General features: G+C 70.6%; 13 protein-coding genes. 8 read left to right on the top strand and 5 right to left on the bottom strand.

Annotated features, from left to right (window positions below; translation table 11 throughout):
* Nucleotides 1-231: 231 nt before the first annotated feature.
* The 3 genes from ACT1U9_RS24170 (at nt 232) to ACT1U9_RS24160 (ending at nt 2999) form a co-directional block, all read left to right on the top strand.
* Entirely contained in the window at nt 232-1155 is a 924-nt protein-coding gene (locus tag ACT1U9_RS24170) for an ABC transporter ATP-binding protein (RefSeq protein ID WP_444534759.1), read from the top strand.
* Nucleotides 1155-1922, top strand: coding sequence for an ABC transporter permease (locus ACT1U9_RS24165; RefSeq protein ID WP_444534758.1), 768 nt, complete (start codon nt 1155-1157; stop codon nt 1920-1922). The genes ACT1U9_RS24170 and ACT1U9_RS24165 overlap by 1 nt, the downstream gene beginning before the upstream one ends.
* Nucleotides 1923-2003: 81 nt before the next feature.
* Nucleotides 2004-2999 (top strand): COX15/CtaA family protein, encoded by a 996-nt coding sequence (locus ACT1U9_RS24160; protein ID WP_444534757.1) that lies wholly within the window; start codon nt 2004-2006, stop codon nt 2997-2999.
* Here the strand turns inward: ACT1U9_RS24160 and ACT1U9_RS24155 are convergent.
* The 3 genes from ACT1U9_RS24155 to ACT1U9_RS24145 form a co-directional block, all read right to left on the bottom strand.
* Nucleotides 2973-4076 carry an amidohydrolase gene (locus tag ACT1U9_RS24155; protein ID WP_444534756.1) on the bottom strand — a complete coding sequence of 368 codons (1104 nt, stop codon included), beginning with the start codon at nt 4074-4076 and terminating at the stop codon, nt 2973-2975. The genes ACT1U9_RS24160 and ACT1U9_RS24155 overlap by 27 nt on opposite strands.
* Before the next feature lie 88 nt (nt 4077-4164).
* On the bottom strand, nt 4165-4515 hold the full coding sequence (locus ACT1U9_RS24150) for a hypothetical protein (RefSeq protein WP_444534755.1): 351 nt from the start codon (nt 4513-4515) through the stop codon (nt 4165-4167).
* Between the two features lie 93 nt (nt 4516-4608).
* The gene (locus ACT1U9_RS24145; protein ID WP_444534754.1) at nt 4609-5562 is read right to left on the bottom strand and encodes a heme o synthase; all 954 of its coding nucleotides are present in this window, start codon (nt 5560-5562) and stop codon (nt 4609-4611) included.
* Between the two features lie 356 nt (nt 5563-5918).
* Between ACT1U9_RS24145 and tkt the strand changes: the two genes are divergently transcribed.
* The 5 genes from tkt to pgl are packed head-to-tail and all read left to right on the top strand — an operon-like array spanning nt 5919 to nt 12519.
* The gene (gene tkt, locus ACT1U9_RS24140) at nt 5919-8006 is read left to right on the top strand and encodes a transketolase (protein ID WP_444534753.1); all 2088 of its coding nucleotides are present in this window, start codon (nt 5919-5921) and stop codon (nt 8004-8006) included.
* A 35-nt stretch (nt 8007-8041) separates the two neighbouring features.
* The gene (tal, locus tag ACT1U9_RS24135; RefSeq protein WP_444534752.1) at nt 8042-9160 is read left to right on the top strand and encodes a transaldolase; all 1119 of its coding nucleotides are present in this window, start codon (nt 8042-8044) and stop codon (nt 9158-9160) included.
* A gap of 4 nt (nt 9161-9164) precedes the next feature.
* Nucleotides 9165-10688, top strand: a complete 1524-nt coding sequence (zwf, locus tag ACT1U9_RS24130) for a glucose-6-phosphate dehydrogenase (protein ID WP_444534751.1) — start codon at nt 9165-9167, stop codon at nt 10686-10688.
* The gene (gene opcA / locus ACT1U9_RS24125) at nt 10685-11740 is read left to right on the top strand and encodes a glucose-6-phosphate dehydrogenase assembly protein OpcA (RefSeq protein WP_444534750.1); all 1056 of its coding nucleotides are present in this window, start codon (nt 10685-10687) and stop codon (nt 11738-11740) included. Before zwf ends, opcA begins: the two co-directional genes overlap by 4 nt.
* On the top strand, nt 11737-12519 hold the full coding sequence (gene pgl / locus ACT1U9_RS24120) for a 6-phosphogluconolactonase (RefSeq protein WP_444534749.1): 783 nt from the start codon (nt 11737-11739) through the stop codon (nt 12517-12519). Before opcA ends, pgl begins: the two co-directional genes overlap by 4 nt.
* 76 nt (nt 12520-12595) lie before the next feature.
* Here pgl and ACT1U9_RS24115 read toward each other — a convergent pair whose 3' ends face one another.
* Both ACT1U9_RS24115 and pgi read right to left on the bottom strand, forming a co-directional pair.
* Nucleotides 12596-13441 (bottom strand): poly-gamma-glutamate hydrolase family protein, encoded by an 846-nt coding sequence (locus tag ACT1U9_RS24115; RefSeq protein ID WP_444534748.1) that lies wholly within the window; start codon nt 13439-13441, stop codon nt 12596-12598.
* 122 nt (nt 13442-13563) lie between these two features.
* The gene (pgi, locus tag ACT1U9_RS24110; protein ID WP_444534747.1) at nt 13564-15225 is read right to left on the bottom strand and encodes a glucose-6-phosphate isomerase; all 1662 of its coding nucleotides are present in this window, start codon (nt 15223-15225) and stop codon (nt 13564-13566) included.
* Nucleotides 15226-15267 lie beyond the last annotated feature (42 nt).

The raw sequence follows: 15267 nt of genomic DNA, 5'->3' as shown, positions 1-15267 counted from the left end.
ATGCGGCGCCCTCGAAATGGACCCCGGCGACCGGTGTGACCTCGGAGTATGGCCGCGCCGGGACGCTTTTCGGCTACCCGTTGGCGATCACTTTCGGCCGGGTCGCAGAGGGGTTCGACCGGGCCCCGCGATGGCCGGAAATCGAAGGTCGCGCACCCGCGCGTCCGTGCCTCCTTACGACCCCCGCCCCACGGTCCGGACCCCTTCCCGCGCTGCCTAGACTTGCCCGTCATGAAGAGCGAGCCCGTCGTCCAGGTGAGCGGCCTGGTCAAACGGTACGGATCGAAGACCGCCGTGGACGGCCTCGACCTGCGGGTTGCCGCCGGTACCGTCACCGCCGTCCTCGGCCCCAACGGTGCCGGCAAGACCACCACGATCGAGACCTGCGAGGGCTACCGCAGACCGGACGCGGGCACCGTCCGCGTCCTCGGCCTCGACCCGGTCGCCCAGGCCGAACAGCTGCGCCCGCGCATCGGCGTGATGCTCCAGTCCGGCGGCGTCTACTCCGGCGCCCGCGCCGAGGAGATGCTGCGCCACATGGCCACGCTCCACGCCCACCCCCTCGACGTGCCCGCGCTCATCGAGCGCCTGGGCCTGGAGAGCTGCGGCCGCACCACCTACCGCCGGCTCTCCGGCGGCCAGCAGCAGCGCCTCGCGCTCGCCATGGCCGTGGTCGGCCGCCCCGAGCTGGTCTTCCTGGACGAGCCGACCGCGGGCCTGGACCCGCAGGCCCGCCGCTCCACCTGGGACCTCGTACGGGAGCTGCGCGCCGACGGCGTCTCGGTGGTCCTCACCACGCACTTCATGGACGAGGCCGAGCAGCTCGCCGACGACGTCGCCATCGTCGACGCGGGCAAGGTCGTCGCCCAGGGCTCGCCCGAGACGCTGTGCAAGGGGGGCGCCGAGAACACCCTGCGCTTCACCGGCCGCCCGGGCCTGGACCTCGCCTCCCTGCTCAAGGCGCTGCCCGACGGCACGGCCGCCGCCGAGCTCACGGCGGGCGCCTACCGCATCAGCGGCACCGTCGACCCGCAGCTGCTGGCCACGGTCACCTCGTGGTGCGCCCAGCACGGGGTGATGCCCGACGGGATCTCCGTCGAGCGCCACACCCTCGAAGACGTCTTTCTTGAGCTGACCGGCAGGGAGCTGCGCTGATGAGTGCCGGTACGTACACGCCCAACCCGGGGGCGGCCCCCGTCGGCCGGATGATCAAGGCGCAGACCGCGCTGGAAACCCGGATGCTGCTGCGCAACGGCGAGCAGCTGCTCCTCACGGTGATCATTCCGGCGCTGCTGCTCGTCCTGTTCAGCGCCGTCGACATCATCGACACCGGCAAGGGCAAGTCGGTCGACTTCCTGACCCCCGGCATCCTGGCGCTCGCCGTGATGTCCACCGCCTTCACCGGCCAGGCCATCGCCACCGGATTCGAGCGCCGTTACGGGGTGCTCAAGCGGCTCGGCGCCTCGCCGCTGCCGCGCTGGGCGCTGATGACCGCGAAGACGCTGTCGGTGCTTGTCACCGAGGTGCTCCAGATCGTCCTGCTGACCGTGATCGCGTTCGCGCTCGGCTGGTCGCCGCACGGCAACCCGTTCGCGGTGCTGCTGCTCATGGTGCTCGGCACGGCCGCCTTCTCCGGGCTCGGCCTGCTGATGGCGGGCACCCTGAAGGCCGAGACGACGCTGGCCGGGGCCAACCTGGTGTTCCTGCTGCTGCTCGTCGGCGGCGGGGTCATCGTGCCGATGGACAAGTTCCCGGGCGGTGTCCAGGACACGCTCGGCCTGCTGCCCATCTCCGCGCTCTCGGACGGCCTGCGGGACGTGCTCCAGCACGGCGCGGCCATGCCGTGGGGCGACCTCGGGATCCTGGCGGTGTGGACGGTGCTGGGCCTGGGCGCTGCGGCCAAGTTCTTCCGCTGGGAGTAAAAACCGCTGGCAGCAAGGGGCCCCGGCGAGGGAAGCCCCCCTCGTGAAAACATGCACAAACGGACCCCTACGATAGAGCCCATGCCGAACGTGACCCGAGCCGATGTGGCCCAGGCGGTGCGCAACCCGCTCGCCTTCATCGCCGAGCGGTGGACCCCGTCGCCGCGGACCGTCCAGCGCGCGGCGCTCTCCGCCGTCGTCATGGCCGTCGTCATCGTGGTGACCGGCGGCGCGGTGCGGCTGACCGGGTCCGGGCTCGGCTGCCCGACCTGGCCCAAGTGCACCGACCAGAGCCTGACGCCGACCAGCGCGATGAACTTCCACAGCGCGGTCGAGTTCGGCAACCGGATGCTGACGTACGTCCTGTGCGCGGCGGTCGGCTGGGCCATCATCGCGGCCCGCGCGGCCAAGCCGTGGCGCACCGGCGTCACCCGGCTCGGCTGGGCCCAGTTCTGGGTGGTCATGGGCAACGCGATCCTGGGCGGCATCGTCGTCCTGGTCGGCCTCAACCCGTACACCGTCGCGGCCCACTTCCTGCTCTCCACCGCGCTGCTCACGCTCGCGATGCTCACCTGGCAGCGCACCCGTGAGGGCGACGGCGCGCCGCGCCCGCTGGTGGGCAGGGCCGTGGCGCAGCTGACCTGGCTGCTCGTGGCCGCGGCGGGCGCGCTGGTCGCGGTCGGCACGGTCGTTACCGGCGCCGGGCGGCACGCGGGCGACTCCAGCGACGTCGAGCGCATTCCGCTCAACTGGACCATGATCAGCCAGCTCCACGCGGACCTCGCGTGGGTGGTGGTGGCGCTCACGGTCGCGCTCTGGTTCGTCCTGAAGGCCGTCGACGCCCCGGTCGGCCCGCGCAACCGCGCCCGGGACCTGTTCCTGGTGCTGATGTCGCAGGGTGTCGTGGGCTATGTGCAGTACTTCATGAAGACCCCGGAAGCCCTGGTCGCGCTGCACATGTTCGGCTCGTGCCTGGTGTGGATCGCCGTGGTGCGCGTGCTGCTGTCGCTGCGCGAGCGCCCGGACGCGACCGCGCCGATCCCGGCCCAGTCAGACCCGGCTCTCACCCGCGCCTGACAGCCCGTACACCCGCCGCGCGTTGCCCGCCGCGATCATCGCGGCGACCCGCTCCGCGTCCGTACGCGCCCACGCGCCCTCGGCCACCCAGGCGCCCAGGACCCGGCTCAGCGCCTGGGTGAAAAGCCGCGCGCTCACCACGTGCAGCTCGGGCAGCCCGCGCGCGCCGCTGGAGTAGAGCAGCTTCCCGAACGGGGCGAGCTCAAGAAGCTCCGCCAGTACGTCGGCGGCCCGCGCGCCCGTACGCACCAGGGCCGGGCCCACGTCCGCGTACACATGCGGGAAGACGCTCGCCAGATGCGCGGCCTGGCGGTGGTACGGATAGCCGTGCAGCAGCACCAGATCCGTGCCCAGACCGTTGGTCGCGGCGGCGAACGCGGCGAGCCCGGTCGGGTCGTCCATGCCGAGCCTCAGCTGGAGCGGCCGCCCGGACGCCACCGCGCTCCACAGCACATGCCGCAGCAGCACCGGGTCCTCCAGGGGCCCCTGGATGCGGCGCCGGGTGAGCCAGCGGCCCGCCGCGCCACGCACCTCGCCGGGTCCCGGCGGATCGGCGTCGAGGCCCTGGCGCACGGCCGAGACGGAGATGAACGCGACGGCGGAGGCGGCCGCGGTGTGCACGGCCTCGGCGAGGTTGGCGAGGAAGGCGTCGACGGTGCCGGAGGTGTCGGCGACCTGCTCGGCGAGGAGTTCGAGCCGGACGATCTCATGGGCGTCGGCGGCCCCGGCGGCGGCGATCTCACCCGGCCCGGTCAGATCCCCGGGCAGGCCCGTGTCCACCAGATAGGTGGAGATTCCCGAGCCGCGCAAGAGCCGTCGGCCGGTCTCCAGGACGCCCAGTTCGCGTCGGCGGGCGAGATAGCGTGCCGGGGCGCAGTGCGCATCGAGGCCGAGCAGCGGCGGGCACCAGCGGCGCACCGCGAAGCCGGTCTGGGTGTCGAAGAACGTGGTGCCGGGGGCGGGCGGGGCGCCGGTCCTGCCGAGCTGCGTCTCGAAGGTGCCGAGCCCCAGCTCCGTACGGAGCACTCCGTGGCAGCACTGGTCCACCAGGTCCGGTGGGGGCACAGCGTCGATCATCCGGGACTCCCTGGGTGGATGTGCTTCCACCCCTCCTAACGGGTGAGTCCCGGATCAGTGTTGCTGGCCGTATGTTCCCCTTGTGGGATCAGGCGTTCTTCGGCCCGCCGAGCTGGAGGCCCGCCATCCGGGTCCACTCGTAGCGCCCGGTCTTCACCTTGGCCGCGAACTCGCCGTCGAAGTCGTCGTGGACGGTGATCCCGGCCTTCTCCACGGCGCTGCGCGCGATGTCGTACGTGGGGGCCACCAGGTCGCCCCAGCCGCCGTCCTCGCCGACGAGCACGATGCGGGCGCCCCTCTGGCCGATGTACGCCACCTGGCCCTCGGCGCCGCCGTGCTCCTTGGCGAAGTGGCCGATCTGCTTGGCGAGCGTGGTGGCCCGTCGCTCGGCCTTGGCGCTCTGCTTCTCGTCAACCTGGGTCTCTGCGGTCTCTGCCATGTGCAGGATGCTACTCGCGAGTAGATCAACGCGCGACGGGCGGAACGCGTGGTCTGTGCCACGCGTTCCGCCCGTCGGCGAAAGAGCTGGTGATCAGCGCAGGAACGGGTCCACGGCCACCGCCACGAACAGCAGCGACACATAGGTGATGGACCAGTGGAACAGGCGCATCTCCTTGAGCTTGGCGCCCGTCACCTCGGCCTTGGCGCGGGTCTGCAGCCCGTGCGCCTCCCACAGCCAGAAGCCGCCCGCGAGCAGCGCCACCGACGTGTAGAACCAGCCGGTGTAGCCGAGCGGGGTGAGCAGCAGCGAGACCGCGACCATCACCCAGCTGTAGAGGACGATCTGCTTGGCGACCACCTTGTTGGAGGCGACGACCGGCAGCATCGGCACGCCCACGCGCGCGTAGTCGTCCTTGACCTTCATCGACAGCGGCCAGTAGTGCGGCGGCGTCCAGAAGAACATGACGAGGAAGAGGATGACCGGCGCCCACGACATCGAGTTCGTCACCGACGACCAGCCGATGAGGACCGGCAGACAGCCGGCGATGCCGCCCCAGACGATGTTCTGCGAGGTGCGGCGCTTCAGGAGCATCGTGTAGATGACGACGTAGAAGAGCAGCGCACCGAGCGACAGCGCGGCGGACAGCCAGTTGACGAGCAGTCCGAACCACACGGTGGACACGACACCGAGGGTGAGGCCGAAGGCCAGGCACTCGCGCGGCGACACCATGCCGGTGACCAGTGGCCGCTGCGAGGTGCGGTCCATCAGCGCGTCGATGTCGCGGTCGATGTACATGTTCAGCGCGTTGGCGCCGCCGGCCGAGAGATAGCCGCCGACGGTGGTCGCCACCACCAGCCACAGCGACGGCACGCCCTGCTCGGCCAGGAACATCACCGGAATGGTGGTGATCAGCAGCAGTTCGATGATCCGCGGCTTGGTCAGTGCCACGAACGCCTTGACACGGGCCCCGAACGGCCGATGGCCCCCCGGGCTGGGAGTCAAGACGACCCCTGCGGGTCGGGACTCGACGGCCGTCACGCACACCCCTGACAGAGAATTCCCAGCAAGTCCCGGGGTACCAAGAAAGAGCTGGACCCGGCACGTTCCCGGGCGTGAAGGCCCGGTAAAGACTTGCGCGTACCACGCCACTCTAGACGTTGCCGATACGCCGCCCTTCGCGGGGGTGGGCTCGTGTTGGGGGCGGGTCGCCGCGACTTCGCCATGACCTCCCGACGACTTCGCCATGAGGCGCAAATGAGCACTTCCGGGCACTCTTGAGGTGTGCGTCCCAACCAGCGGGCACTCGAAAAATTGAGCGTTCCGGCGGGGGTAGGCTCGACAGCGCCCGGTGCGCCCTCAGTCACCGGGATTCAACATGTGGAGAGGAGCCCTGACTCAGGGTGAGCACCAAGCCGACCACCACAGACCTCGAGTGGACCGAACTGGACCAGAGGGCCGTCGACAACGGCCGCGTACTGGCCGCGGATGCTGTACAGAAGGTCGGCAACGGCCATCCTGGTACGGCGATGAGCCTGTCCCCGGCCGCGTACACCCTCTTCCAGAAGGTGATGCGCCACGACCCGGCGGACCCGGACTGGACCGGCCGCGACCGCTTCGTGCTGTCCGCGGGCCACTCGTCCCTCACGCTCTACATCCAGCTGTACCTGGCCGGGTACGGCCTGGAGCTCGATGACCTCAAGGCGTTCCGGACCTGGGGCTCCAAGACCCCCGGCCACCCGGAGTACGGCCACACCAAGGGCGTCGAGACGACCACCGGCCCGCTGGGCCAGGGTGTCGCCAACGCCGTGGGCATGGCCATGGCCGCCCGCTACGAGCGCGGCCTGTTCGACCCGGAGGCCGCCCTCGGCACCTCCCCGTTCGACCACTTCGTGTTCGCGATCGCGGGCGACGGCTGCCTCCAGGAGGGCATCTCCGCCGAGGCGTCCTCGCTCGCCGGTCACCAGAAGCTCGGCAACCTGGTCCTGCTGTGGGACGACAACCACATCTCGATCGAGGGCGACACCGAGACGGCCGTCTCCGAAGACACCATGAAGCGGTACGAGGCGTACGGCTGGCACGTCCAGCGCGTCGAGCCGCAGGCCAACGGCGACCTCGACCCGCAGGCGCTGTTCACCGCGATCGAGGCCGCCAAGGCCGAGACCGGGCGCCCCTCCTTCATCGCGATGCGCTCGATCATCGCCTGGCCCGCCCCGAACGCGCAGAACACCGAGGCCGCGCACGGCTCGGCGCTCGGCGACGACGAGGTCGCGGCGACCAAGCGCGTCCTCGGCTTCGACCCGGCGAAGACCTTCGAGGTCGCCGACGGCGTCATCGAGCACACCCGCGCCGCCCTGGACCGCGGCCGTGAGGCCCGCGGCGAGTGGGAGAAGTCCTTCGCCGCCTGGCGCACCGCCAGCCCGGAGCGCGCCGCCGAGTTCGACCGCATCGCCGCGGGCGAGCTGCCGGCCGGCTGGGAGAAGCAGCTCCCGGAGTTCGAGACGGGCAAGGGTGTCGCCACCCGCGCCGCCTCCGGCAAGATCCTCCAGTCGCTTGGCGCGGTCATCCCCGAGCTGTGGGGCGGCTCGGCCGACCTCGCGGGCTCGAACAACACGACGATCGACAAGAACTCGTCGTTCCTGCCCGAGGGCAACCCGCTCCCGGAGGCCGACCCGTACGGCCGCACGATCCACTTCGGCATCCGCGAGCACTCGATGGCCGCCGAGATGAACGGCATCGCGCTGCACGGCAACACCCGTATCTTCGGCGGCACCTTCCTGGTGTTCTCCGACTACATGCGCAACGCCGTACGCCTGTCCGCGCTGATGCACCTGCCGGTGACGTACGTGTGGACGCACGACTCCATCGGTCTGGGCGAGGACGGCCCGACCCACCAGCCCGTCGAACACCTGGCCTCGCTGCGCGCGATCCCGGGCCTCAACGTGGTGCGCCCGGCGGACGCCAACGAGACCGTCATCGCCTGGCGCGAGATCCTCAAGCGCTACACCAAGGTGTTCGGCAAGGGGGCCCCGCACGGCCTCGTGCTGACCCGTCAGGGTGTGCCGACCTACGAGCGCAACGAGGCCGCCGCCAAGGGCGGTTACGTGCTGTTCGACGCCGAAGGTGGCGACGCTCAGGTCGTCCTGATCGGCACCGGCTCCGAGGTCCAGCTCGCCGTCGAGGCGCGCGAGCAGCTGCAGGCCGCGGGCGTCCCGACCCGTGTCGTCTCGATGCCGTGCGTCGAGTGGTTCGAGGAGCAGGACCAGGCGTACAAGGACAGCGTCCTGCCGCCGTCGGTCAAGGCCCGGGTCGCGGTCGAGGCCGGCATCGGTCTGACCTGGCACCGGTACGTGGGCGACGCGGGCCGCATCGTCTCACTGGAGCACTTCGGCGCTTCGGCGGACGGCAAGGTCCTGTTCCGCGAGTTCGGCTTCACCGCCGAGCACGTGGCCGCCGCCGCCCGGGAATCTCTCGCCGCCGCGGCGCGCTGACGCCCGTATACGAACTAGTAGGAGATGCAATTCTCATGACAGACGCACTCAAGCGCCTCTCCGACGAGGGCGTGGCGATCTGGCTCGACGACCTGTCGCGCAAGCGGATCACGTCCGGCAACCTCGCCGAACTGATCGACCAGCAGCACGTGGTGGGCGTCACGACCAACCCGTCGATCTTCCAGAAGGCGATCTCCTCGGGTGACGGCTACGAGCAGCAGCTCGCCGACCTCGCCGCCCGCAAGGTCACCGTGGACGAGGCCATCCGCATGATCACGACGGCGGACGTGAGGGACGCCGCCGACATCCTGCGCCCGGTCTTCGACGCCACCGAGGGCCAGGACGGCCGGGTCTCCATCGAGGTCGACCCGCGCCTGGCGCACAACACCGCGGCCACCGTCGCCGAGGCCAAGCAGCTGGCCTGGCTGGTGGACCGGCCGAACACGCTCATCAAGATCCCGGCGACCAAGGCGGGCCTGCCCGCGATCACCGAGGTCATCGGCAAGGGCATCAGCGTCAACGTCACGCTGATCTTCTCGCTTGAGCGCTACCGCGAGGTCATGGACGCCTACCTGGCCGGTCTGGAGAAGGCCAAGGCGCGCGGCCTGGACCTCTCGAAGATCCACTCCGTGGCGTCCTTCTTCGTGTCCCGGGTGGACACCGAGATCGACAAGCGGATCGACGCGCTCGGCACCGACGAGGCCAAGGCCGCCCGCGGCAAGGCCGGTCTGGCCAACGCCCGTCTCGCGTACCAGGCGTACGAGGAGGTCTTCGCCTCCGACCGCTGGACCGCGCTCGACAAGGCGCACGCCAACAAGCAGCGCCCGCTGTGGGCCTCGACCGGCGTGAAGGACCCGGCGTACAAGGACACCCTGTACGTCGACGACCTGGTGGCGCCCAACACGGTCAACACCATGCCGGAGGCCACCCTGGAGGCGGCCGCCCACCACGGCGAGATCACCGGCAACACGATCGCCGGCACCTACGAGCAGGCCCGCGCCGAGCTCGACGCCGTCGAGAAGCTGGGGATCTCGTACGACGAGGTCGTGCAGCTCCTTGAGGACGAGGGCGTCGACAAGTTCGAGGCGGCCTGGAACGACCTGCTCAAGTCGACCGAGGCGGAGCTCCAGCGCCTGGCACCTTCGGAGGCATAAAACCTTGTCAAGCAGCAATCCGCTGCGTGACGCCGCCGACCGACGGCTCCCGCGTATCGCGGGGCCGTCGGGCCTGGTGATCTTTGGCGTCACGGGCGATTTGTCCCGTAAAAAGCTGATGCCCGCCGTGTACGACCTCGCCAACCGTGGTCTGCTTCCGCCGGGCTTTTCCCTGATCGGTTTCGCCCGCCGCGAGTGGCAGGACGAGGACTTCGCGCAGGAGGTGCACGACGCCGTCAAGGCGCACGCGCGCACGCCCTTCCGCGAGGAGGTCTGGCAGCAGCTCATCCAGGGCATGCGCTTCGTCCAGGGCGACTTCGACGACGACAACGCCTTCGAGCAGCTGAAGTCGACGATCGCCGAGCTCGACAAGGCGCAGGGCACCGGCGGCAACTTCGCGTTCTACCTCTCGGTGCCGCCGAAGTTCTTCCCCCAGGTCGTCCAGCAGCTCAAGAAGCACGGGCTCGCCGACCAGAAGAACGGCGCCTGGCGCCGCGCGGTCATCGAGAAGCCCTTCGGCCACGACCTGGTCTCCGCCAAGGAGCTCAACCAGGTCGTCCACGAGGTCTTCCCGCCGGACGAGGTCTTCCGGATCGACCACTACCTCGGCAAGGAGACCGTCCAGAACATCCTGGCGCTCCGCTTCGCCAACACCATGTTCGAGCCGCTCTGGAACCGGTCCTACGTCGACCACGTCCAGATCACCATGGCCGAGGACATCGGCATCGGCGGCCGCGCCGGGTACTACGACGGCATCGGCGCCGCCCGTGACGTCATCCAGAACCACCTCCTCCAGCTGCTCGCGCTGACCGCGATGGAGGAGCCCTCCTCCTTCGGCGCGGACGCGCTGGCGGCCGAGAAGACCAAGGTCCTGGGCGCGGTACGGCTGCCCAAGGACCTGGGCGCCAACACGGTTCGCGGCCAGTACGCGGCCGGGTGGCAGGGCGGCGAGAAGGCCGTCGGCTACCTCCAGGAAGACGGCATCGACCCCAAGTCGAAGACCGACACCTACGCCGCCGTGAAGCTGGAGATCGACAACCGCCGCTGGGCGGGCGTCCCGTTCTACCTGCGCACCGGCAAGCGCCTGGGCCGCCGCGTCACCGAGATCGCGGTGGTCTTCCAGCGCGCCCCGCACTCCCCCTTCGACCACACGGCGACGGAGGAGCTGGGCCAGAACGCGCTGGTCATCCGGGTCCAGCCGGACGAGGGCGTGACCGTCCGCTTCGGCTCCAAGGTGCCCGGCACCTCGATGGAGGTCCGGGACGTCTCGATGGACTTCGCCTACGGCGAGTCCTTCACCGAGTCCAGCCCCGAGGCGTACGAGCGGCTCATCCTCGACGTCCTGCTCGGCGACTCCAACCTCTTCCCGAGGGTCGAGGAGGTCGAGCTGTCCTGGCAGATCCTCGACCCGATCGAGGAGTACTGGGACAAGCACGGCAAGCCCGCGCAGTACCCGTCGGGGACCTGGGGCCCGGTCGAGGCGGACGAAATGCTCGCACGAGACGGACGGAGCTGGCGCCGGCCATGAAGATCGACCTTACGGACACCACGGCCAGCAAGATCAACAAGGCGCTGGTCCAGGGCCGCCGTGCCATCGGCACGCCGGCCGTGGGCATGGTGCTCACCCTGGTCATCGTCACCGACGAGGAGAACGCCTACGACGCGCTGCGCGCGGCGAGCGACGCCTCGCGCGAGCACCCCTCGCGCACGCTCGTCGTCATCAAGCGCGTCTCGCGCTCGCCCCGCGACCGCACCCAGTCGCGCCTGGACGCCGAGGTGCGGGTCGGCGCGGACGCGGGCACCGGCGAGACGGTCGTCCTGCGGCTGTACGGCGAGGTCGTCGACCACGCCCAGTCGGTGGTGCTGCCGCTGCTGCTGCCCGACGCGCCCGTCGTCGTCTGGTGGCCGGTCAGCGCGCCGATCGACCCGGCCAACGACCCGCTGGGCACCCTCGCCCAGCGCCGGGTCACCGACACCTACGCGGCCGAGCAGCCCATCCACGAGCTGACCGCCCGCGCCGAGACCTACACCCCGGGCGACACCGACCTGGCCTGGACCCGCATCACGCCCTGGCGCTCGATGCTGGCCGCGGCCCTGGACCAGGTGTCCTGCAAGGTGACCTCGGTCGAGGTGGAGGGCGAGGAGTTCAACCCGAGCTGCGAGCTGCTCGCCATGTGGCTCGCGGACCGGCTCGACGTACCGGTGCAGCGTTCGCTGTCGTCGGGCCCGGGCCTGACCGCCGTACGCATGGAGACGGACTGCGGCCCGATCGTCCTCGACCGCGCCGACGGCTCGCTGGCCACGCTCTCGATGCAGGGCCAGCCGGACCGCGCGGTGGCGCTGAAGCGGCGCGAGACGGCCGAGCTGATCGCCGAGGAGCTGCGGCGCCTGGACCCGGACGACACATACGCGTCCGCGCTGAAGTTCGGCGTGGAGCGGCTGTCTTCGGGGCAGGGGGCGAACGGGGCGGGTGCGTCGGCGGCTGCTGATGCGTCCACCTCGTCGTCCGATGCGGCCTCGGCCTCCGACGCCAAGCCCGCCGCGAAGAAGGCTCCGGCCAAGAAGGCGGCGGCGAAGTGAGTACCCCTCAGCTCGTCGTCCACCGTGACAAGGAGCTGATGGCGCAGGCAGCGGCGGCCCGGCTGATCACGAAGATCGTGGACGCCCAGGCCGCCCGCGGCTCGGCGTCCGTGGTCCTCACCGGCGGCCGCAACGGCAACGGGCTGCTCGCGGCCCTCGCCTCCTCCCCGGCCCGGGACGCGATCGACTGGTCGCGGCTCGATCTGTGGTGGGGCGACGAGCGGTTCCTGCCCGAGGGCGACCCGGAGCGCAATGTCACGCAGGCCCGCGCGGCCCTGCTGGACGCGGTGCCGGTCGACCCGAAGCGGGTCCACGCGATGCCCGCGTCGAACGGCGCGTACGGCAACGACGTGGAAGCGGCGGCCGCCGCCTACGCCGAGGAGCTGGCCGCCGCGGCCGGTCCCGAGGACCACGGCGACGTGCCGACGTTCGACGTGCTCATGCTGGGCGTCGGCCCGGACACCCATGTGGCGTCGCTCTTCCCGGAGTTGCCCGCGGTGCGCGAGACCGAGCGGACGGTGGTCGGGGTGCACGGCGCGCCCAAGCCGCCGCCGGTGCGGGTCACGATGACGCTGCCGGCGATCCGCGCGGCCCGCGAGGTGTGGCTGCTCGCGGCGGGCGAGGACAAGGCGCAGGCCGCGGCCATCGCCCTGTCGGGCGCGGGCGAGATCCAGGCCCCGGCGGCGGGCGCGTACGGACGTGGCCGCACCCTGTGGCTGCTCGACTCGGCGGCGGCCTCCCAGCTGCCGCGCGCGCTGTACCCGCCGGCGTCGCCCTGACACCGGCGTCACCGCTCAACGCACGGGCCCGGTCCACCTGTTGGTGGACCGGGCCCGCTGTGCGTCTCGGCGCGCGTCAGAGGATGATCTGCTCGCCGCCGGAAGCCTCAAGACGGGCGACGGCGGTACGGACCGCCGCCACGAACGTGTCGTAGACCGGGGTGGTGCTGGTCGCGCGGCCCGCGATGGTGTTCACGGTGAACATGGACTTGCGCAGCTCGGTCGTGAGCTCCAGCTGGGCGCCCTTGCCGAGCAGGGTCCGGTTGCAGATGTTGGCCGGGTCGACGCCCGACAGGTCCGGCTCGGCCGAGCCGTCGATGGTCTGGAACCCGGCCGCGCGCAGCGCGTCGTGCAGATACGTCTTGAAGGTGGTGTTGAGGCCGCCGACCACGACGGCCTCGGGGCGCGAGGCCGGCGCTCCGGCCTGGGCGGCGGTGCAGCCGTGCAGGCTCACCACGTTGAGGTTCGCGGCGGCGATGGACCGGGCGATCCTGTCGTCGCAGTGCTTCGAAGTGACGTGCAGCTCGCTGTTGTTGGAGCTCCGGATCGCCTCGAACATCCAGTAGTCGTACGCCGGGCCGCCCTTGGCCGCGAGCGTCGCCGGGTCGTATCCGGCGATGCCCAGGCAGAGCTCGGAGGTGCCGCCCTCGATCCCGCCGCCATGCAGCGCGAGGATCGCGGTACGGCCGTACGGAAAGGCCTTCTTCTGGTCACTGTCGACCTGCTCGTGCCGCTTGTAGCGTCTGGCGAAGTCCGTGCCCTCCTTCCCGGCGAGCCGGGTGTAGAGGTCGGTGTTGGACGCGTAGAGGTCCTTCGCCCCGGTGGCGTGGGCGGCAGTCGCGCCGACCCCGCTCAGCAGCGGACCGCTGACGGCAGCGGTGGCCAGGGCGGTGAGAACCGTGCGACGGCTGGTGGAAGTCATACGACAATGATCCATACCGTGCACAACACGGACATAGCGGGGGTGGCTTTCGGTCAACTGTGGCGGGACCCCACCGCGCGGGGGAGCAGGCGGCGCGGGCCGCCCCCTCCCCCGTCAGTGCATCAACGGCCGCGCAGCGAGCGGTACTTGGCGACCAGGGCCTTGCTGGACGCGTCCAGGCCCGGCACGTCCGCGCCATCGGTCAGCGCGGGCTCGACGCGCTTGGCGAGCACCTTGCCGAGCTCCACGCCCCACTGGTCGAACGAGTCGATGTTCCAGATGGCGCCCTGGACGAACACCTTGTGCTCGTACAGCGCGATCAGCTGGCCGAGGACGGACGGGGTCAGCTCCTTCGCCAGGATCGTGGTCGTCGGGTGGTTGCCCCGGAACGTCTTGTGCGGCACCAGCTCCTCGGGCACGCCCTCGGCCCGCACCTCGTCCGGCGTCTTGCCGAAGGCCAGCGCCTGCGTCTGGGCGAAGAAGTTGGCCATCAGCAGGTCGTGCTGGGCGACCAGGCCCTGCTCCAGCTCGGCGACCGGCTCGGCGAAGCCGATGAAGTCGGCGGGGATGAGCTTGGTGCCCTGGTGGATCAACTGGTAGTACGCGTGCTGCCCGTTGGTGCCCGGCGTGCCCCAGACGACCGGGCCGGTCTGCCAGTCCACCGCGTTGCCGTCGCGGTCCACGGACTTGCCGTTGGACTCCATGTCGAGCTGCTGGAGGTAGGCGGTGAACTTCGACAGATAGTGGCTGTAGGGCAGGACCGCGTGCGACTGGGCGTCCCAGAAGTTGCCGTACCAGACGCCGAGCAGACCGAGCAGCAGCGGCACGTTCTGTTCGGCGGGCGCGGTGCGGAAGTGCTCGTCGACCAGGTGGAAGCCGTCCAGCATCTCGCGGAACCGGTCCGGGCCGATGGCGATCATCAGCGACAGGCCGATCGCCGAGTCGTAGGAGTAACGGCCGCCGACCCAGTCCCAGAACTCGAACATGTTGGCCGTGTCGATACCGAAGTCCGCGACCTTCTCGGAGTTGGTCGACAGGGCCACGAAGTGCTTGGCGACGGCTTCCTGACCGGCGCTCAGCCCGCCGAGCAGCCAGCTCCGCGCCGAGGTGGCGTTGGTGATGGTCTCGATGGTGGTGAAGGTCTTGGAGGCGATGATGAACAGCGTCTCGGCCGGGTCCAGGTCGCGCACGGCCTCGTGGAGGTCGGCGCCGTCGACGTTGGAGACGAAACGGACCGTCAGCCCCCGGTCGGTGAACGAGCGCAGCGCCTCGTACGCCATCGCGGGGCCCAGGTCGGAGCCGCCGATGCCGATGTTGACGACGTTCTTGATGCGCTTGCCGGTGTGGCCGGTCCACTCGCCGGAGCGGACGCGATCGGCGAAGCCCGCCATCTTGTCCAGGACCGCGTGCACACCCGGCACCACGTTCTCGCCGTCGACCTCGACGACCGCCTCGCGCGGGGCGCGCAGCGCGGTGTGCAGCACCGCGCGGTCCTCGGTGGTGTTGATCTTCTCGCCGCGGAACATGGCGTCCCGCAGCCCGGCCACGTCCGCCGCCGCGGCCAGCTCGCGCAGCAGCGCCAGGGTCTCATCGGTGACGAGGTGCTTGGAGTAGTCGAGATACAGGTCGCCGACCCGCAGGGTGTACCCGGTGCCCCGGTCGGGGTCGTCGGCGAACAGTTCGCGCAGATGGGTGTCGCCCAACTGCTCGCGGTGCTTGCCCAGTGCGGTCCACTCGGGCGTCTGGTTCAGCCTGCTGCGGCCTTCGGTGTTCTTCTCGGACATCAGCCCACTTCTCTCAATACTCGCGTGCCTGCCCCGCTGCCC

The organism is Streptomyces sp. BR1, assembly GCF_052373795.1.
Lineage (GTDB): Bacteria > Actinomycetota > Actinomycetes > Streptomycetales > Streptomycetaceae > Streptomyces.
The sequence above is the reverse complement of the archived record's forward strand: the minus strand, read 5'-3'. Positions and strand labels throughout refer to the sequence as shown.